This window comes from Streptomyces sp. MS19 (assembly GCF_047200595.1).
GTDB lineage: Bacteria > Actinomycetota > Actinomycetes > Streptomycetales > Streptomycetaceae > Streptomyces.
The window spans coordinates 1-19,009 of sequence record NZ_JBJZOH010000016.1; the positions used below are offsets into that span (position 1 = coordinate 1).

General features: G+C 76.0%; 14 protein-coding genes. 11 read left to right on the top strand and 3 right to left on the bottom strand.

Annotation, left to right across the window (positions count from 1 at the left end; all coding sequences use genetic code 11):
- The first annotated feature begins 900 nt into the window (after positions 1-900).
- From ACL02R_RS17150 to ACL02R_RS17170, 5 genes are all read left to right on the top strand, one after another.
- On the top strand, positions 901-1,086 hold the full coding sequence (locus tag ACL02R_RS17150; protein ID WP_362958883.1) for a hypothetical protein: 186 nt from the start codon (positions 901-903) through the stop codon (positions 1,084-1,086).
- Between the two features lie 68 nt (positions 1,087-1,154).
- The gene (locus ACL02R_RS17155; RefSeq protein ID WP_412797789.1) at positions 1,155-1,937 is read left to right on the top strand and encodes a hypothetical protein; all 783 of its coding nucleotides are present in this window, start codon (positions 1,155-1,157) and stop codon (positions 1,935-1,937) included.
- Positions 1,934-2,872, top strand: a complete 939-nt coding sequence (locus tag ACL02R_RS17160) for a DUF6895 family protein (protein WP_412797790.1) — start codon at positions 1,934-1,936, stop codon at positions 2,870-2,872. The genes ACL02R_RS17155 and ACL02R_RS17160 overlap by 4 nt, the downstream gene beginning before the upstream one ends.
- Before the next feature lie 218 nt (positions 2,873-3,090).
- Positions 3,091-4,917: a protein kinase domain-containing protein gene (locus tag ACL02R_RS17165; RefSeq protein ID WP_412797791.1), complete on the top strand. Its 1,827-nt coding sequence runs from the start codon at positions 3,091-3,093 to the stop codon at positions 4,915-4,917.
- A gap of 23 nt (positions 4,918-4,940) precedes the next feature.
- A complete protein-coding gene (locus tag ACL02R_RS17170) occupies positions 4,941-5,438 on the top strand; it encodes a hypothetical protein (protein WP_412797792.1) in 498 nt (165 codons plus the stop codon).
- A 118-nt stretch (positions 5,439-5,556) separates the two neighbouring features.
- Here the strand turns inward: ACL02R_RS17170 and ACL02R_RS17175 are convergent, their stop codons facing one another.
- Positions 5,557-6,654 (bottom strand): aminoglycoside phosphotransferase family protein, encoded by a 1,098-nt coding sequence (locus ACL02R_RS17175; RefSeq protein ID WP_412797793.1) that lies wholly within the window; start codon positions 6,652-6,654, stop codon positions 5,557-5,559.
- Positions 6,655-6,887: 233 nt separating this feature from the next.
- On the opposite strand from ACL02R_RS17175, the gene ACL02R_RS17180 reads away from it, so the two are divergent.
- Complete coding sequence (locus ACL02R_RS17180; protein ID WP_412797794.1) at positions 6,888-8,360, top strand: hypothetical protein; 1,473 nt, start codon at positions 6,888-6,890, stop codon at positions 8,358-8,360.
- 43 nt (positions 8,361-8,403) lie between these two features.
- Here ACL02R_RS17180 and ACL02R_RS17185 read toward each other — a convergent pair whose 3' ends face one another.
- Positions 8,404-9,486, bottom strand: a complete 1,083-nt coding sequence (locus tag ACL02R_RS17185) for a SpoIIE family protein phosphatase (RefSeq protein WP_412797795.1) — start codon at positions 9,484-9,486, stop codon at positions 8,404-8,406.
- A gap of 368 nt (positions 9,487-9,854) precedes the next feature.
- Here ACL02R_RS17185 and ACL02R_RS17190 point away from each other — a divergent pair, with 368 nt between their 5' ends.
- On the top strand, positions 9,855-11,291 hold the full coding sequence (locus ACL02R_RS17190; protein ID WP_412797796.1) for a HEAT repeat domain-containing protein: 1,437 nt from the start codon (positions 9,855-9,857) through the stop codon (positions 11,289-11,291).
- 9 nt (positions 11,292-11,300) lie between these two features.
- Here ACL02R_RS17190 and ACL02R_RS17195 read toward each other — a convergent pair whose 3' ends face one another.
- Positions 11,301-11,753, bottom strand: coding sequence for a cyclic nucleotide-binding domain-containing protein (locus ACL02R_RS17195; RefSeq protein ID WP_412797797.1), 453 nt, complete (start codon positions 11,751-11,753; stop codon positions 11,301-11,303).
- A gap of 189 nt (positions 11,754-11,942) precedes the next feature.
- On the opposite strand from ACL02R_RS17195, the gene ACL02R_RS17200 reads away from it, so the two are divergent.
- The 4 genes from ACL02R_RS17200 to ACL02R_RS17215 are packed head-to-tail and all read left to right on the top strand — an operon-like array spanning position 11,943 to position 19,001.
- Positions 11,943-14,396 (top strand): SpoIIE family protein phosphatase, encoded by a 2,454-nt coding sequence (locus ACL02R_RS17200; RefSeq protein WP_412797798.1) that lies wholly within the window; start codon positions 11,943-11,945, stop codon positions 14,394-14,396.
- Positions 14,397-14,409: 13 nt separating this feature from the next.
- Positions 14,410-16,542 carry a SpoIIE family protein phosphatase gene (locus tag ACL02R_RS17205; protein WP_412797799.1) on the top strand — a complete coding sequence of 711 codons (2,133 nt, stop codon included), beginning with the start codon at positions 14,410-14,412 and terminating at the stop codon, positions 16,540-16,542.
- Between the two features lie 54 nt (positions 16,543-16,596).
- Positions 16,597-18,153, top strand: a complete 1,557-nt coding sequence (locus ACL02R_RS17210; RefSeq protein WP_412797874.1) for a hypothetical protein — start codon at positions 16,597-16,599, stop codon at positions 18,151-18,153.
- A complete protein-coding gene (locus ACL02R_RS17215; RefSeq protein WP_362958921.1) occupies positions 18,150-19,001 on the top strand; it encodes a hypothetical protein in 852 nt (283 codons plus the stop codon). Before ACL02R_RS17210 ends, ACL02R_RS17215 begins: the two co-directional genes overlap by 4 nt.
- The last annotated feature ends 8 nt before the right edge of the window (positions 19,002-19,009 follow it).

Here is a 19,009-nt window from a genome sequence, read left to right on the forward strand (position 1 = left end):
CCTCCTCTCCCCCCCCCCCCCCCCCCTCCCGGGCAGGCGTGCGTGTGTTCCGCGTACGGATCACGCCGGGCACCGCGTCGTCACTCCGCCACAGGCCGTGCCGGCACGGCGGTCGGGTGCGGCGGCGCGGGCCGACCCGGAAGAGGCGGAATCCCCCGGGCCACGGTCAGGCGCCGCGCCGGTCTCCCGGCCATGTCCCCCTGGCCTCGCCGCCTGCCCACGACACCCGCGCGCCCGGCGTCCGCGCAACCGCGGACGCCGCCACCGGCGGTACGGGGCCATGTGATCCCCGGCGCCCGCCGCGCGGCCACCGCCCGCCCTGCCAGGCCGCTCCCGCGCCGCGGCACCTCGCGGGCGGCTGTGGGGGCCGGTCGTTGTCCGGCACGGCTCTCGTCGGTGGGGCCGCTCGTACCCCGGCCCATCCCGTGGAGTCCCGGCGCCACCCTCGGCTTCCCGTCCGGCTCCTCTGCGGGACGTCCGTACCGCGTGGCGCGGCGCTCGCCTCGCCGTACGGTCCGCCACCCCGGCGCGAGCCCTCCCGCGACCGCACACGGACGCCGGGCGGCACCCCCGGCGCGGAACACCGCGACAGCAGGCGCCAGTCCTGTGCGGCGCCGTCCTCCAGGACGCCGTGCTCGCCGCCGGAGACCTCGACGGCCGGCCTCCCCGGCCTCCTCGGCTGAGCAATCACCCAGGCGGACGACCTTCGATGACCTGTCGGGACACCGGTCACTCGAATGGATGAAATAGACCATGATCACTCATAGTGTCGAATGAACTGCGGCATGTAATCATCGGCGCCGGGTGTCCCTCCCGGAGCCCCGGCCGCCGGTCCGGTGGGACCGTCCGCCGGACGCAAGCCGATCCCGTCCCAGGACGGGACGTCCCCTTGGAGGCGTCATGCCCTTCCAGACGACCGCTCCCGCGCCGCTCGCCACCCAGGCCGAGCTGACCGCGCTGACCGCCCTGACCGCCGCGCCGGAGACCGAGATCAGCGGTGCTCCCGTCCACTCGCCCGAGGCCAGCGGCCTGCTGCTGCTCCTCCTCCTGCTCTCCCCGCGGGAGCCGAAGGAGTTCCGCAAGTAACCGGCGCCCCGTGCCGGTGAACCAACGAGAAACCGCGCCCGGCACCGCCGGCGGAAAGTGAGTCACCGATGTCGGAACCGGACGTCTCGCCCCAGGCGCAGTTCTTCCTGGCGACCGAGGCGCTGGCCGGGCGCGTCCTGGGTGCCCTCACGGGCACCCAGGGTCCCGTCCTCCCGGCGGCCCCCGGCGACACGAAGGCGTACCTCGCCGCCGTCCGCGTCCTCGGCCCCGATCTCTACGCCCCCGCGCTCCTGTGCGGCGCACCCCTCGACCCGGACGGGAACGAAGCCGTCACCGAGGCGTTCCGCGTGTTCCCGCCCAGCCCGGCGGACCCGCCCGCGACCGTACGCCGCGACCGCGCGACGGCCGGCCTGCACCTCCGCTTCGGCGGGGACCCGCTCCCCGTGGCCCCGCACAGCACCCTGCACGGCACCGACGCGTCCCCGTCCCCCGGCCTGCGCCCCGACACCCGCCAAGGGCTCCCGCCCTGGCGCGCCTGGTCCGCCCACCTCGCGCCCCTGTCGGCGCTCGCCCTGCCCGGCGCGGACGACGCGCTCCAGACCGAGGCGACCCGCCACTCGCGCGCACTCGCCCTCGGTACCACCCGCGCCCTCCTCCGCCGCGACCACCCGACGGCCGCCCGCCTCGCGCGCTGGCTCGCCCTGACCGAGCAGCGCGGCGCCGTCCCCGCCCTCGACACCAGGGCCGTCCTCACCCACATCGACCTGTGCGGCGGCGGCAGCACGCGCGCCCGGCTCGACACCGCCGTCGCGCGTTTCCTCCTCACCACGGCCGCCCCCCGCCCCGAGGGCGACGGCGCGGCCGAGCACCAGGAAAGGCCACCCGCATGACCCACCAGCCCCCCGGCCCGCCGTCCGTCCGCACCGTGGCCCACGGGATCGCCGCCGCCGCCCTCGGCTGGCTGCACACCAACCGCCACCACGGCGCCCTGCCGCCGGGCACCACCGCCGAACTGGCCGACCCGGACAGCGTCTACAAGCCGCTCGGCGAATCCGCCCTCGCCGGATCGCTGGTCCTGCGCGAGGGCCTCGCGTCCGCCGCCGACCTGGCGGTGGCCCGCGAACTGCTCTCCTTCGCCTGGACCCAGCTCGGCGAGGGCGACCTGCTCTACGAACGCCAGCTCCGCTACATGGCGATGACCGACCCGCTTGAGGTGTACACCCACTTCGCACGCGCCGGTTACCGCCACGAGCGCCTTCACACCCTGCTGACCCACCTGCACGGCCTGACGTCCCTCCGGGGCGCCGAGCAGATGCCCAACCGCCGTCTCGCCGTCGCCAACGCCGCCCGCACCGCCGGTGTCGACCACGGCCTCGACTGGCCGACGCTCACCCGCGCCACCTGGCTCGGCCACACCCCCGAGCCCTGGGCCATCGACTGGATGACCGCCTACAGCGTCACGCACACCGTCTTCCACCTCACCGACTGGGGCGCCAGACCGGAGGGCCTGCCCGACGAACTCCAGGACTACCTGACGACCTGGCTGCCGGTCTGGATCGACGTCTGGCGCGAGATCCAGGAGTGGGACCTCGTCGCCGAACTCCTCATCGTGGACGCCTGCCTGAGCGAACCGCGCTGCGACCCGGGGGAGTGGGCCGTCCTCGCCGCCGTCCAGCGCGAGGACGGCCTCGTCCCCCGCGACGGGCGGCACGTGCCCGACGACCCGGAGCAGGCGTTCCGCGAGCACCACCACACGACGGTCGTCGCCGCCGTCGCCGGGACGCTCGCCGCCTCCCGCTTCCGCGGCGCCCCGGCCGCCGCCTGACGCCCGCGACGGCACACCGTGCGGGTCACACCGGGCCGTCGACGGCCCACACGAACGAGCGAACTTCCCCTGCCGCGCGTGCCCTTGCGGCTCCCGCCCCCACCCCGCCGATTTCCCGCTGTTCCCGCGCATTGGCATAGGAACGTCCCCCGTACGGCGGCCATACTGGAAGGCGGAGGGGGCGGCGCAGCCGACTGACGGGGGGCGATGGACACGCTATGGCCGAAGGCATGCTGATCCAGGGCCGGTACCACCTGCTCGAACTCATCGGGCGTGGCGGCATGGGGGAGGTCTGGAGGGCACGGGACGAGGCGCTCGACCGGAAGGTCGCGGTCAAGTGCCTGAAACCGGTGGGACCGCGGCAGGAGGAGCCGTTCCTGCGCACGCTGCGCGAACGGTTCCGGCGGGAGGCCCGCGTCGCCGCCGCGCTCCAGCACCGCGGCGTCACCGTCGTCCACGACTTCGGGGAGTACGACGGGGTGCTCTTCCTCGTCATGGAACTGCTGGACGGCAGCAACCTCAGCGAACTCCTCGCCGGCCGCGACGGCACCCCGCTGCCCGTGCCCGACATCGCCGACATCGCGGAGCAGGTCGCCGTCGCCCTCGCCTACACCCACGAACAGGGCATCGTCCACCGCGACCTCAAACCGGCCAACATCATGCGGCTCACCGACGGCACGGTGAAGATCTGCGACTTCGGCATCGCCCGCCTCGCCGACAGCATGGGCCTCACGTCCAAACTCACCAGCGTCGGCATGGCGATGGGCACCCCGCACTACATGTCGCCCGAGCAGATCGCCGGTGTGGACGTCGACCACCGCAGCGACCTCTACTCCCTCGGCTGCGTGCTGTACGAGATCACCACCGGCGCGCCGCCGTTCGACCTCGGGGACCCCTGGTCCATCCTCATCGGCCACCGCGACACCCCGCCGGAACCGCCCAGCGTCCGCCGCCCCGACCTCCCGGCCGAACTCGACGCGTTCATCCTCACCCTGCTCGCCAAGGACCCCGACGACCGGCCCGACGACGCCTCGCAGCTCGCCAAGGCCCTGCGGCCCGTCTCCCACCCGCCCGCCCCGGCCCCCTGGGTGCCCCACCAGCAGCGCCCGGCCGAACGCCTCCCCGCCTGGACCCGCGGCATGCGCGCCGGGTCGCGCGCCTCCGGCTCCTGGGCCACGCGCCTTCCCCCGCCCGACCGTTCGGCCGGACTCACCGGCCAGTGGACCGGCATGGTGCCCACGCTGGTCCGCCCCGCCCCCGCCGCCGTACGCGGCCAGGGCCGCGAGTACCTGGCCCTCCTGGAGAGCCACCACCGCGCCGCTCTCGACCTCGGGCGGCAGGGGCGCTGGCAGGAGGCGTACGACGTGCACCGCGCCGTCGCCGGGGCGCGCGAGCAGGCGCTCGGCCCCGAGGACCCCGCCACCCTCGCCGCGCACGCCGCCGCGTACCACGCCCTCGGCCGCCTCGGCCGCTGGGAGGAGGCGCTCGCCGGCCACCTCCAGGTCGCCGGGTCCCGCGCCCACGTGCTCGGGCCCGAGGCGCCCGCCACCCTCGACACCCACTACGAGGTCGCCGTCTGCCTCGGCCGCCTCGGGCGCCCCGACCAGGCGCTCCAGCTGTACGAGACGCTGATCGCCGCCAGGGCCAGGACCGGCGGCCCCACCCACCCCGAGACCCTGCGCGCCCGGCACGGCCACGGCATCAGCCTCGGGCGGCTCGACCGCTGGGACGAGGCACTCACGGAGGCGCACGAGGTGTGGGCCCTGCGCGCCTCCACCCTCGGCCCCGACCACCTCGACACCCTGGTCAGCCGCCGGGAGATGGCCGTCGCCCTCGGCTGGCTCGGCCGCTGGGAGGACGCCCTGTCCGTCTACCGCGAGGTGCGCCGGGCGCGCGAGCGGATCTTCGGCCCGCGCGACCCCGACGCCCTCGCCAGCCGCAACGACGAGGCGCTGTGCCTGGAGCAGCTCGGCCGCACCGCGGAGGCCGCCGAACTGCACCGGCAGGTGGCCGCCCTGTGGGAACGCGGGACCCCCGGCGCGTGACGCGGCCCACGTACCATGGCGGCATGTCGTTTCTCCGCCGCCGCAGCGCCGCTTCACCCGCAGGCCCCGACTTCGACGTGCTCGCCATGGACCCGGGGGACTGGCCTGGAGTGCTCGGCGCCGGACTGCTCCCCGCGCCGGACGGCAGCTGTCAGGGCGTGGTGCTGCGGTACGACCTGTTCGGCGGACGCGGCCCCGCCATGGTCATCGGCAACCTCCCGGAGGGCTCGCCCGCCCGGGAGGTTGCCGAGGGCGACGTCCCCTTCGAGGTCCACCAGCTGCTCGCGGCCCTGGAGATCGACGAGGAGGTCGAGACGACCGGCACCGAGGAGGTCCCCGTGATGCACGAGGACAGCCTGCTGATCGTCCGGCGCGTCACGTGCAGCGAGAGCCGGGTCTCCTGCGTCCAGTTCGACCGCAGCGACGGCGTGCTCGTCACGATCGCCAGCTGGGACCGGCCGATCACCGACGAGCTGTACCAGCTGCTGAAGCCGCTCCCCGCCGAGATGTTCCAGCGCTGACGGCCCCGCCCGACGCTCCTTCACCTCAGCGGCCCGCCCCGTCCGCCTCGTCGCCGGACCGCTGGTAACGCGCCTCCTCCCCGTCGAACGCGCCGCTGCGGTGCCTGGCTGAGGGGCCCTAACGGGTCCCCACGGCGGCACGCACCGCGCGCCTCGCCAGCGCCCAGTCGTCGTGCAGCCGCCGCAGGCGCAGCCGCTGCTCCTCGCCGTACGACAGGCCGCCGGGCGGCGCCACCACGGCGTCCCGCATCGCGCGCTGCACATTCTCCTCGCACTGCCGGATCTCCCGCGTGAGGACCAGCATCAGGTTCACCAGGAACGCGTCCCGGCCGCGGCGCCCGTCCGCGTGCGCCGTCTGGCTGATGCGGCGCCGGGTCCCCGTGGCCTCGCCCAGCTCGGTCCACAGCGTCGCAAGGTCGTACCCCGGCAGGTACCAGCCCGCCGAGTCCCAGCCGACCAGCACAGGGCCTGTCGGCGACAGCAGGACGTTCCCCAGCCGCGCCGCGCCGTGGCTGAACTCGCGCGGCAGTTCACGTCCCGGCCTGGCGAGGCCGCACAGCAGCGCGTGCAGATCGCTCACGTCACGGTCGGTCAGCAGCCCCAGGGCGTGGAACCGCGTGAGCTGCGCCGGGTAGTTCACGGCATCGGGGAACGCGTCCTCCGGCGGCGACCACGAGTTGACCCGGGCGAGCGCGTGCAGCATCGCGCGCTGGTCGGCCGACGACGGCACGCCCACCGGATGCCGCCGCTGCGCGGCCGCCCGCCCCGGCACGAACTCCGTCAGCAGCGTGCAGCGGTGCGGGTCGTCCGCGATGAGCCGCGGCACGCGCACCGGCGGCCGCAGCCGGACGAACGTCCGGTAGGCCGCTATCTCCAGCCGGAACCGCTCCGCCCGCGCCCCGCTGCGCTCCGGCAGGCACTTCGCGACCACGGCCCGCCGCCCCGCCGTACCGGCCAGGACGACGGCGGGGCCCGCGTCCCGCAGCACCTGCGCGGGGCTGAACTCCGGGCAGATCTCGTGCACGGCCGCCAGCGCGTCGCGCAGCCGCTCCCCTCGCGCTCCCGAGAAGTCCAGGCGCCCTCCGGCCGCCCGCCCCGGTACCGCGCGGCGGTGTCGGAGGGAACGGTCGTCGGGGCCCGGGGCGTACGGCTCGCCTGCCGTGCCGCGCGACTGCGGCCGGACCCGGCTGGCCACGGGTGAGGGTGACGGATACATAAGCGGGCATGGTCCCTTCGTGTGCCGGAAGGTTCACGGCGCCCCCCGGCCCGGCGGAGCCTGGCACCCCTGGGGAAGTGCCGGCCGTGCCGGACCGGAGTGACGCGGTGTCTACATCACTCCCTCTTACGGGTGGCACACCACGTGGCGCACCCTGGCGAACCCTGGCGAATGCGGTTGGGCGCGTTGCGCGTTGGCTACTGTCAACTCAGCCGAGATCCTGGGGGCTTGACGTGAGCAGCAGAAGCAACACCCGCCTCGCGGACCTCTTCCGGCTCACCGGATGGTCCAAGGGCGAGCTGGCCAGACTCGTGAACCGGCAGGCGGCGGCCCAGGGCTGCCCCCAGCTGGCGACGGACACCTCGCGCGTCCGGCGGTGGATCGACATGGGGGAGATCCCCCGCGATCCCGTTCCCGAGGTGCTGGCGACGCTGTTCACCGAGCGACTCGGCCGTGTCGTGACCATCGAGGACCTCGGGTTGCGCCGGCCTGGAGAGGCGGGGAGCCAGCCGTCCCCGCGCGGACTCCCCTGGTCGCCGGGTCGCACCGCCGCGGTCCTCACCGAATTCACGGGAATGGATCTCATGCTCAACCGACGCGGCATGGTGGGCGCGGGCGCCGCGCTCGCCGCGGGATCAGTGCTCAGCGATGCCCTGTACGACTGGCTCGGCGCCCCCCTGGGCGCCCCCCCACACGGTTCCCCGCACGACGCGGACGCCGCCGGTCTCGACCGGTACGAGGCGGCGCCGGTCGGGTCCGACGAGATCGACGCCCTGGAGCACTCGGTCGAGGTGTTCCGGGCCTGGGACGCCGCGCGCGGCGGCGGACTCCAGCGCAAGGCGGTGGTCGGCCAGCTCAACGAGGTGGGCGGCATGCTCGCCTACCACAACCCGGCCGCCGTCCAGCGGCGGCTGTGGGGAGTGGCGGCCGACCTGGCCGCCCTCGCGGGCTGGATGTCGCACGACATCGGCCTCGAACCCACCGCGCAGAAGTACTTCGTCATCGCCGCGCACGCCGCGCGCGAGGGCGGCGACCCGCCGCGCGCCGGGGAGGCGCTGTCCCGCGCCGCCCGGCAGATGGTGCACCTCGGCCGCCCCGACGACGCGCTCGACCTCATGCAGCTGGCGCGTTCCGGCATGGGCGACGAGGCCCTGCCGCGCACCCGCGCGATGCTCGCGACCATCGAGGCGTGGGCCGAGGCGGCGCGCGGCCAGGGGCAGGCGATGCGCCGCAGGCTGGGCGAGGCGGAGGAGCTGTTCGTCTCCGGCGACGGGGACGTGCCGCCGCCGGGCTGGATGCAGATGTTCGACGAGGCGGACCTGCACGGCATGCAGGCCCTGGCCCACCGGACGCTGGCCGAGCACGAGCCGGCCGCCGCCCGTACCGCCGAGCGGCACGCCAAACGGGCGCTCGACCTGCGCGACGGCGCGAAGGCCAGGTCCCGGCTGTTCGACCAGATCTCCCTGGCGTCCGCCTGCCTGATCGCGGACGACCCGGAGCAGGCGGACCGCTCGGCGCGGCTGGCGCTGGCCGGCATCGGCGAGAACTCGTCGCACCGCACGTGGGACCGGCTGCGGGAGATGTACCGGCTGACCGGGCGGTACGCGGGCCAGCCCCGTATGGCCGAGCTGCGCGAGGAGCTGGAACAGGCCATGCCGGCGCCCCGGCGTACGGACACCTCGGCCCTCGGCACGCGCCTGATCTGACGAGGTGCGGGCGCCGCGCGCGGCGCCCGCACCCGGCGCGCGGCTACGGTCCGACGCGCGCCACCAGGACGCACGCCTCCTCCTCGCGGTCCGCCTCGCCGCACGCCCCGGTGACCACCCGCAGTGCGTCCTCGGCGGACCCGGCGGCCGACAGCCGGGGCGCGAGCGCCCGCAGACGCGGGTCCCCCGTGTGGTCGGGTGCCCTCGCCCCGGGGATGGCCGAAAAGAGACCGTCCGTGTGCAGGACGAGGACATCGCCCGGTTCGAGCCGGTCGGTGCGCTCGGCGTAGCGGGCGTCGGACACGGCGCCGAGCAGCGGACCGGCCGGCCGCGGCAGCGCGCGCCCCCGCCCGTCCCTGCACAGCAGCGGCGCCGGGTGCCCGGCCTGTGCCCAGGTCAGCGTCCGGGTCGCCGGGACGTACCGGCAGCACAGGATGCTCGCGAGCACCGGCTGCGCGCCCCGGTCGAGCAGGTGGCCGAGGTGCCCCAGCAGCCACCCGGGGCCCGCGCCGGTCAGCGCGATCCCGCGGACGCCGCCGAGCGCCGTCGCCGTGTCCGCGGCGGCCGCAGCCCCGTTCCCCGACAGGTCGCCCACGCTCAGCAGCAGCCCGCCACCCGCCAGGGCCAGCACGTCGTGCCACTTGCCGCCCGTGGCGCCGCCCCGCCCGCCGGGCAGGAGGCGCGCGGCCAGTTCGAGCGTCCCCGGCGCGGCCGCGCGGCGCGGCGCCGCCGGCGCGCGCCGCCCGGCGGCCACGTCCTCGATCCGCGCCCACATGGCGACCGTGCCGCCCGCCGCGTCCACCACGGGCCCGCCCGCCATACGGACGGTCCGCAGCGTCCCGTCGGGCCGCAGGACGCGGAACCGGCAGTCCATCGCCCGCCCGTCCACCAGGCAGCCCGTGACGGCCGCCGTCAGGACGGGCTGGTCCTCCGGCAGCAGCCAGGAGGGCAGCTCGTCCAGCGTGAGCGGCCCGTCGTCCGGCACCCTGCCGAAGATCGCGTAGAGGCCGGGCGACCACCGCGCCTCGTCGGTGAGGAGGTCCCACTCGGCCCGGCCGGTGCGCGCGCCGCCGGGCGCAGCCCGGGGCCGCTCCAGCGCGCCGCCCGCCTCGTCGAGCTGTCCCATCGCCGCCTCCCACCGGTCGCGGGGCCGTCGCACCGCGTACGCCCCTGGTCCTGACGTGCCCGCCGTGCCCCGCCGTCGCCGCCGCCAGTCACCGCGTCCGCGCGGGGCGCCGCCCGGCAGGGGCGGAAGGGCGTGGGGGCGACTTCGGGGACACGCGCCCGGCCGCGCCGTGCGGCCCGCCCCGACAGTGCCCCGACTCTCGCACAGCCCTACCCACTCCGGGCGGGAATCAGCCGCCCGGGACCGCCGTTCGTTAGGGCCGAGGCGCCTAGGGATGGCAAGGTGGAGCACGGCTCCGCACCCCCGGCGGAGCCGCCGGACCGGAAATCCCGTTGCCACCGGCACAACCGCACCGGATGCTGACTCATATGTTCGCCAGTCCCACCGAAACAGACATAGCGCCCAGCGGAAGCCTCCTCGGGCTCCTCCAGCGAGGGCGCGGCGACGGCTGGCTGCACGCACTGGCCGCGCCCCGGCCGGAGGCGGTGGCCGCCCTCGACCTGTGTGTGCTCCACGACCCCCGCCTGGACTGGCAGCTCGAACACCGCTCCCTCTACTACGCCCGGCTCTACGCCGAACTGGGCGCGGACCTCGGCGCCCTCGCAGCGCACCTGTTCCACCCCGACGACCTGTCCCGGCCCGAGGAGGAGAGGACCGGCCTCGCCCTGTCCGTCCTCGGCCACCTCACCTCGTACGACAACCGCGCCGCCCTCGACCTGCTGCGCCGCTACGCGGCCTCCGGCGCCAACTGGCGGTGGGCCCTCGACGAGCTGGCCGTCCGCGACGACGACGCCGGGCTCCGCGCCCTCGGCCCGGCCGTCCTGGACCGCTTCCCGGCCACGGAGGAGGGCGAGGCGGCGCTCGTCACCGCCGTCCGCGACGCGTTCGAACCCCGCCCCTGGCGCCTGTGGGCCGAGGACCCCGCCCGCCCGGCGCAGCGCGCCCGCCTCGCCCGCGCGTCCGAGGGCGGTCACTTCACCCGCTGGCAGCGCCAGCTCAGGCCCGCCGGCCCCCGCCCCGGCTGGAGCGTCGCCGCCGTCCTCGCCTGGGCACTCGAAGGGTACGAGTCCGTCCCCCGCCAGTGGCGCGAGGCACCGGCCGCCCGCTGCCTGTCCGCCGTGGCGGGCCCCGAGGACCGCCCGGCGCTGCTCAGCGCCGCCGCCGACGGCGAGCCGCCGGTCCGCGCCGCCGCCCTCAGGCACCTGGCCGAGCGCGACGACCCGGACGCGTGCGCGCTCATCGAGGCGGCCGCGGCCGCCGCGGACCCGGACGTGGCCCGCGCCGCGCTGACGGCCTTCGCCCGCATGTGCGGCCCCGGCGTCCTGCCGCAGGCGCGGCGGTGGGCCGGGCGCACGGACGCGCTCGGCACCACGGCCGCCACCGTCCTCGCCCGCCGCGGCGAGGAGAGCGACGCGCCGTCCGTACTCGCCGCCCTGCACCGGGTCCTGCGCGCCGAGGGCGCCAACGCGGCGGAGACCCAGCCGCTCGTCGAGGGCGTCGGCCGCCTCACGGTCCGCCCCGCGGCCCCGCTCCTGCGGTACATCTACCGCGAGACCGCCTCCTCCCAGCTGCGCGGCCACACGGCGCGGGCGCTGGCCCGCGTCGATCCCGGCTTCGCGGCCGGCTTCGCCGTCGAGTGCCTCTGGGACTGCGAGGAGGACACGCGCGAGACCGGCGCCCGCCACGCGACCACGGGCGACACGCGCGTCATGGAGCGCCTGCGCCGCCTCGCCGCCGACCCGGCCGAGGAGGCCGCCGTCCAGACCGCCGTGCGCGGACGGCTCGACGGCCCCGCCGCGCCCTGAGGGCCCCCGTCAGCCCTGCCCCGCGTGCGGCGCGAACAGGTCGAGCAGCCGGGTCCGCTCCGAGCGGACCCGGGAGGCCAGAATCTCCGTGACGACCCGCAGCAGCCGGTAGCCGAACACCGGGTCCCCGTCGCACAGCGCCTGTACCTCCGCGCCCCCGAACTCGTACGCCCGCACCGGGCTCAGCGCCTCCGCGCCGAAGTCCCACTCGTACGGCGGGAACAGCCACGACCAGCCCAGCAGGTCGCCCGTGTCCAGCGACGACACGGCCGTGGGCCGCCGCCCGCCGAGCCGCAGGTCGAGCCGGACGGTCCCCGATCTGATGATCCAGAACCGGTCCGCGCGCCCCCGTTCCTCGAAGACGCGTTCCCCCTGGCCGAACGAGACCTCCCGGGCGAGCGTCATCAGCCGGTCGCGGTCCTCAGGCGGCAGGGCCCTGAGCAGCCGTGGTGGTGCCGTCATCGTGCGCCTCCTCCCGTCGCGGGGCGCGAGCCCGCGCGCCCGCCCTTCCATTGCACTCCCGCCCCCGCGCGACCGCATCCCTGCGGCGCTGACCCGTACGGCCGCACCCGGCTCGCCACGCCACCGCCGCTGCGCCACAGTGGTCGGCAGGGGAGGGCTCTGGTCCGGCAGTCAGGCCGAGGGAGGAACGTGAGCGCCACCCCGCACCCGCCCGCCGGTCAGCTTCCCGGCGGAGCGTCGCTGCTGCTCGTGGTCGGTGCCGACGGCGAGATACGGGCCCGCGCCGGTGACGCGGGCGGGCTGACCGAGGAGCTGACCGGCCGCCCGTTCGACGAACTCGCCGGACGGCTGCTGCCCGACCTGCTCGCCGACCCCGGGGCATGGGCCGCGCTCGCCGGGACGGGCTCCCCCGCCCACCGCACCGTGGGGCTGCGCCACCAGGACGGCCGCGTGGTGGACGTCCGGCTGGACCTCTTCCCGATGGACACCAGGCCCGGCGTGGGCCCCCGCTTCCTCGCCGTCCTGACGCCCGGCCGCGCCGCGCGCCGCCAGGAGGAGGACCAGGCGCTGCTGCGGGCGCTGTTCGCCCAGCACCAGGTCGGCATCGCCATCCACGACGAAACGCTGCGCGTCACCCGCATGAACGCCACGTCGGGCCGCCACGTGACGGACGAGCCCACGCCCGCCTGGCCCGAGCTGCCGCAGCCGCTCGACGTCCTCATGCGGGCCGACGACGCCGCACACACCCTCGAACGGCTCGAACGCGTCGCCGCCACCGGTGAGCCGCTCATCTACTGGGAGCACTCCGCCCGCCTGGCCGCCGAGCCGGAACGCGACCGCGTCCTCGCCGTCACCGCCCTGCGCCTGAAGGACACCGACCGCCGCGTCCTCGGCGTCGTCAGCATCTACACCGACATCACCGAGCAGCACCTGGCACGCCGCCGCCTCGCGATGCTCCACGCCGCGGCCGAACGCATCGGGCCGTCCCTCGACGTCACGCGCAACGCCGAGGAACTCGCCGGGCTGCTCGTGCCCGACTTCGCGGACATCGCCACGGTCGACCTCGGCGACGCCGTGCTGGGCGGGGACGACCCGGGGCCCACCCTGATCGGCCCGCCCGTACGCCGCGTCGCCGCGATCAGCGCGGACGGCGGCTGGCCCGACGGGCTGCACCGCGCGGGGGCGGTCTTCCGCGTCCAGGGCAAGAGCATCGCGGGCCTGCGGAAGCACGCCGTCCTCGAACCGCCGGAGGACTCGGTCGTCTCCGTCCCGGTCGGCACGGTCACCGAGGAGGGCCCGTACGCCGGCGAGGGCATCGGGCTGTTGCCGCCCGCGCCGGGCTCGCGGATGCTCGTGCCACTGCGCGCCCGCGGCCAGGAACTGGGCGTCCTGGCGCTGTGGCGCTCGCCCCGGACCCCCCCGTTCTCCCGCATGGACGCCGACCTCGCCGAGGAGATCGCCTCCCGCGCCGCCCTCAGCCTCGACAACGCCCGCCGCTACACCCGAGAACACCGCACCCTGGAGACCCTCCAGCGCAGCCTGCTTCCGCAACCCGTCTTCGAACTCCCCGGCGCCCACACGGCGGGCAGCTACATTCCCGCCGCCACAGCGGCCGGACTGGGCGGCAGCTGGTACGACGTCATCCCCCTGTCGTCGGCGCGCGTCGCGTTCGTCATCGGCGATGTGGCGGGCCACGGCCTCAACGCCACCGCCACGATGGGGCGGCTGCGCACCGCCGTGCAGACCCTCGCCGACCTGGACCTCGCCCCCGACGAACTCCTCACCCGGCTCGACGACCTGGCCATCCGGCTCGCCGACACCCAGCCCGACGGCGGCACGAGCCCCGGCGGCGCGGTCGGCGCCACCTGCCTCTACTGCGTCTACGACCCCGTGTCGGGCCAGTGCGTCCTGGCCGCCGCAGGCCGCGTCCCGCCCCTGCTGGCGCTGCCGGGCCGCGCCGCCGAGGAGATCGCCCTGAAGGCGGGGCCGCCCCTCGGCGTCGGCGGCACACCGTTCGAATCCGTGCGGGTCCGGCTCGACCCCGGCAGCCTCCTCGTCCTCTTCAGCCAGGAACTCGTCGCGACGGGACCCGACGGCCGCAGCTCCGAGGAGCGCATGGCGCTGCTGCGCGAGCGCGTCACCGAGGAGGCAGCGCACTCCCGCTCGCCCGCCGACACGGGCCGCGCCCTGCTCGACGCGCTGCTGCCGGGCCGCGCGCCCGACAACGACGTGGCGCTCCTCGTCGCACGCGTCCAGCCGCTCCCGCCCGACGCCACCGCCGACTGGGAGTTCCCGGCCGACGCGGAGGTCGTCGGCCGGGCCCGCGACGCCGTCATCGGCCAGCTCAAGAGCTGGAACCTGACAGGGAACGCGTTCCCCACCGAACTCATCGTCAGCGAACTCGTCACCAACGCCATCCGGTACGCGGGGGGCCCCATCGGGCTGCGGCTCATCCTCAACGACAGCCTGGTCTGCGAGGTGTCCGACCCCAGCGAGACCCAGCCGCACCTGCGGCGCGCGCGCCCCACCGACGAGGGCGGCCGCGGCCTGTTCCTCGTCGCCCAGCTCGCCCACCGCTGGGGGAGCCGCTACACCGGAGCGGGCAAGACGATCTGGACCGAACAGCCCCTGGACCGGAACTGAACCGGGACCGGACATGACCACAGACCCCACCCCGGAGACCCCGGACGGCGCCGCCACCCAGGACGGCGCCCCCGCCCCCGGGCACCCCGCCGAGGAGACGTCCCGCCACACCACCGGCGGACGCGAGGCCGTCACCCTGCCCGGCAGCCTGCTCGACACCCTCACCATCGCCGGGATCGTCCTGGACGAGGCGGGCCGCGTCCTCCTGTGGGGCTCAGGCGCCGAACGCCTCTTCGGCCACTCCGCCGAGGCCGTCACGGGCCGCCCCGTCACCCAGCTCCTCGGCCCCGGCAGGCCGCGCCGCCTCGCCGAGATGTGGCTGCGTCACCCCGGGGGCCCCGACTGGTCGGGCAGCCTGCCCGTGCGGTTCGCCGACGGCCTGCTGCGGCGCGCCGAGTTCCGCGCCCAGTGGACGGCCGGCATGGGCGGCGACCCGCGCGCGCTCGTCATCGCGGCGGACACCGGCACGGTGCGCCGCCTGGAGACGGACCTCGCGCTGTCGGCCGCCATCGTGGACCAGTCGCCGCTGGCGATCGGCCTGTTCGACGCGAAGCTCCACTGGGTGCGGGCCAACGCGGCGCTCCAGGAGATGGTCGGCGTGCCGGCGGACCGTCTGATCGGCCACGGCTTCGGCGAGGTGATGCGCGAGACCGACCTGTCGGCCATCGAGGAGGCGCTGCGGCACGTCCTGGAGACCGGCGAACCGCTCCTCGGCCAGAGCGTCACCGCCCGGCCGCCCGCCGACCCGGCGCACGAGCACGTCTGGTCCGTCTCCTACTACCGCGTCGCCGTCCCGCGCGGCCGCACCTGCGGCGTCGTCGGCCTCGCGATCGACATCACCGAACGCCGCAACGCCGTCGCCGGACTCGCCGCCGCCCGCAGCCGGCTCGCCCTGATCGCCGAGGCGGGCGCCGCCATCGGCACCACACTCGACCTGGCCACCACCGCCCGCGAACTCGCCGGGGCCACCGTCACCCGGCTCGCCGACCTGGCCACCGTGGACATCCTCGAAGCGGTCCTGGACGAGGCGCCCGGCGCGTCCGTGGCCCGCGAGGGCCCCGCACGCTTCCGCACCCTCGCCGCGACCGCCTGCGACGGCAGCCGGTCCGGCTGCGCGGCCTACCCGGTCGGCAGGGCGGGGAGCTACGACGCCTCGCCGATCGTGACCGGCGTCGTCCGCACCGGCAAGGGCCGGCTCCTGCCCCGCCTCGGGCCCGACCAATTGCAGGGGATCGCGCGGGACGGCGAGGCCGCCGCCATCCTTGCCGACACCGGCGTGCACTCGGCGCTCGTCGTCCCCCTCACCGCGCGCGGCGACGTCCTCGGCACCCTGACCCTCTGTCGCACGCGCAACCGCAGCCCGTTCGACACCGACGACCTCGCCCTCGCCACCGAACTGGCCGCGCGCGCCGCCATCAGCGTGGACAACGCCCGGCTCTACGGCCGCGAACGCAACACCGCGCTGATCCTCCAGCGCAGCATGCGGCCCCAGCTTCCCGAGGGAGACGACATCGATGTCGCCCTGCGCTACCTCCCCGCCATCAGCGAGGCGGGCGGCGACTGGTGCGACGTCCTGCGGCTGCCCGGCGGGCGGATCGGCCTCGTCGTCGGCGACGTCATGGGCAAGGGCGTGCACGCCGCCGCCATCATGGGCCAGCTGCGGTCCACCATCCGCGCCCTGGCCCGGCTCGACCTGACGCCCGACGCGCTCCTCGGCCACCTGGAGGACACCGTCGAGTCCCTCGGCGACACGACCGCCACCTGCGTCTACGCCATCCTCGACCCCGTCGCGGGCCACTGCGACATCGCCAGCGCGGGCCACCTGCCGCCCGTCCTCGTCCAGCCGGACGGTACCGCCGAACTCCTCGACCTCCCCAACGCCGTGCCGCTCGGCGTGGGCGGCGTCCCGTTCACCTCCCACCGGCGCGACCTGCGGGACGGCGCCACCATCGCCCTGTTCACCGACGGGCTGGTGGAGGAGCGCGACGCGCCCATCGACGCCGGGCTGAACGCGATGCGGGACCTGCTCCGGGACGTGTCCGGCTCCCTGGAGGAGACCTGCGACCGCGTCCTGCACGGCCTGCGGCCCACCACGCCCACGGACGACGTCGCCCTCCTGCTGGCGCGCAACCACCGCCCGCGCTGAGCCCGTTCCCCGACCGGGACAACAGCCGCATCCGGCCCGAATCGCTCGATGTCAGTGTCACCGCCTAGGGTGTGCCACGTGACCGCAGCAGCCCTGCCGGACGGACCGCCCGCCGGCCTCAGACCACCCCACGGCCGACCCGCGCCGGGCCCCGCCGCGGACGAAGGCCTGGCGCGCCGCCTCCGGGCGCTCGCCTGCACGGCGCCGCTGCACGACCTCGACGTCCGCAAGGCCAACCTCGCGGGAGAGTACAGCACTTACAGCATGGCCGAGGTCGCGCTCGCCGCCATCGACGCGGTCACCCTCGCCATGGACTTCGACACCGGCGCCGACCACGAACTGGTCGTCGCCCGCCTCCTGCCCCGCGTCGCCGCGCAGGCCCCGGCACGCCCCGCCGCCGAGCACGAACGCGTCGCCCGCTGGGTCCTGGACAACCTGATCAACGTCGGCAGCGTCGACCGCGGCTTCCGCGCCGTCTACGGCACCTTCGGCCCCGAGGGCGCGTACGTGCGCCGCGACTACGACTTCAAGCTCATCGAGGAGGTCCCCGGCCCCGGCGGCGGCGTGTGGCTGCGCACCACCGACGAGGCGGTCAACGTCCTCGTCGGCGCCCTCGACACCGACGTCACCAGCGCCCAGATCGCCGCCGAGGTCAAACTCGACGTCCTCGTCGCCAGGGGCCGCCTCGCCGACGCCCAGCTCGCCGCCGAACAGGCCCGCTACCGCACCGTCCAGTACGCCGAGACCCTGCGGCGCACCCTGGAGAGCACCCGCCGCGACGTGCGCTCCGTCGACTGGCTGCACGCCGTCCCCGACATGATCACCGAGGCGCTCGACCACATCGCCGACCGCTACCGGCACGAGAACGCGATCCTCACCAACATCCGCCGCGCCCGCGACGAGGCCACCGCCTCCGGGCACCGGCTGCGCGCCGCCGAACTCGTGGACATCGTCAAGGACTGCATCCGCCGCCACACCCAGCTCCAGTCCCGGCTGCTCGAAGCGGGACCGCTGTTCCGCGCCGAGCAGGACCGGCAGGCATTCCGCGCCCCCGCCGTCCGCGCGGGCGCCGACCTGTACGGCCAGCTCCTCGCGCCGCTGCTCACCGAGCCGGTCGAGCGTGCCGTCCGCGTCACCGACGCCTGGTTCGCCCGTGCTACCGGGCCTCGCCCGCCCGGCGCCGTACGCCTCACCGACCTCACCGAACTGCTCCTCACCCCGCCCGCGCCCCGCGAACACCTCGGCGCCGAACTGCCCGAGCCCGACCTCGTCGCCACCCCCGACGACAGCCGCTTCAGCGAGGAGCAGCTCGCCACCGCCCTCGAACTGCTGCGGCTCCCCGAGGACGCGCCCCGCCGCCTGTCCGGCCTGCTCGCCGAGGCACGCCGCCGCGACCCCGAACTGCCCCACCTCGTCGCCCTCCTCGCCGTCCACGCCGCCAGCCCCCCGGTCGGCACCGCCTACCGCCAGGGCGAGCCCCGGCTGCTGTTCGCGGTGGACGACGGCACCGAGCTGACGGACCCCGACATCGGCGGCGCCGACCTCATCGTCGGCACCGCCCTGCTGGACGCGGCCGGGATGGCCGCCGAGCGGACGGAAGGCACCGCATGACCGACACGCAGCGGCCCCCCGCCGCACCCGTCACCCCGGCCGACGCCGCCGACGCCGCACGGCTGGTGTCCTTCGGCCTTCAGCCCAGGACGTCCCCGGCGCGCGACGCCGAGTACGGCGCCCTGCTGCGCCGCTACCAGGAGGAGCCGCCGTTCGCCCGGCTGGCCGACGCGGTCGCCGCCGGGCTCGGCCTGGTCGTCCTCGAAGTGTCCCCGCGCGCCGGGATGGCCGTCGCGGCGGCCGAGGACTCCGTGTTCGCCGTGCGGATGAGCGAGTACGCCCGCCGCGCCGCCGCCGAGACGGCGGACCGCTTCCTGCACGGCCTGGCCCATCTCGCGGTGGCCGCCCTTGCGTTCCCCCGCCCCGCCGACCTCGCCGACGACGGCTACATCGGCCGCGTCACCGTCAACGGCGTGGAGGCGTTCGTCCGCCAGGCCTGCCGCCGCCTGGAGGAGCAGGCCGCCGCCGAGGGCGAGAACACCGACCCGGCCACCGACGCCCCCGGCCTCGAAGCCGCCTGGCGCGTCTGGTCGCGGCGCACCGCGACCGGCGCGACCAAGGACGCGCGGCGCCTCGCCGGCTCCACCACCGGCATCGTCGGCAAGGCCGTCGCGTTCCTCGCCGACTCGGGCTTCCTCCAGCGCACCGGCGACGACGGCGGCGGGACCTACCGCACCACCGCCCGCTACCAGCTTCAGGTCCGCGAGCTGGCCGCGAGCAGCGCCATGGCCGAACTGCTGGCACTCGGCGTCGTCCCGGTCGGCGACGGCAGCGGCTCCCTCGTGCCTCCCACCGACGACGACGCGCTCGGCCTGGTGCCGGACGCCGGCCTCCCGTTCCACGGCTAAGGACCCCA

Coding starts and splice junctions, on each gene's coding strand:
- ACL02R_RS17150 (WP_362958883.1), top strand. CDS start 901: ATGCCCTTCCAGACGACCGCTCCCGCGCCGCTCGCCACCCAGGCCGAG.
- ACL02R_RS17155 (WP_412797789.1), top strand. CDS start 1,155: ATGTCGGAACCGGACGTCTCGCCCCAGGCGCAGTTCTTCCTGGCGACC.
- ACL02R_RS17160 (WP_412797790.1), top strand. CDS start 1,934: ATGACCCACCAGCCCCCCGGCCCGCCGTCCGTCCGCACCGTGGCCCAC.
- ACL02R_RS17165 (WP_412797791.1), top strand. CDS start 3,091: ATGGCCGAAGGCATGCTGATCCAGGGCCGGTACCACCTGCTCGAACTC.
- ACL02R_RS17170 (WP_412797792.1), top strand. CDS start 4,941: ATGTCGTTTCTCCGCCGCCGCAGCGCCGCTTCACCCGCAGGCCCCGAC.
- ACL02R_RS17175 (WP_412797793.1), bottom strand. CDS start 6,654: ATGTATCCGTCACCCTCACCCGTGGCCAGCCGGGTCCGGCCGCAGTCG.
- ACL02R_RS17185 (WP_412797795.1), bottom strand. CDS start 9,486: ATGGGACAGCTCGACGAGGCGGGCGGCGCGCTGGAGCGGCCCCGGGCT.
- ACL02R_RS17190 (WP_412797796.1), top strand. CDS start 9,855: ATGTTCGCCAGTCCCACCGAAACAGACATAGCGCCCAGCGGAAGCCTC.
- ACL02R_RS17195 (WP_412797797.1), bottom strand. CDS start 11,753: ATGACGGCACCACCACGGCTGCTCAGGGCCCTGCCGCCTGAGGACCGC.
- ACL02R_RS17205 (WP_412797799.1), top strand. CDS start 14,410: ATGACCACAGACCCCACCCCGGAGACCCCGGACGGCGCCGCCACCCAG.
- ACL02R_RS17215 (WP_362958921.1), top strand. CDS start 18,150: ATGACCGACACGCAGCGGCCCCCCGCCGCACCCGTCACCCCGGCCGAC.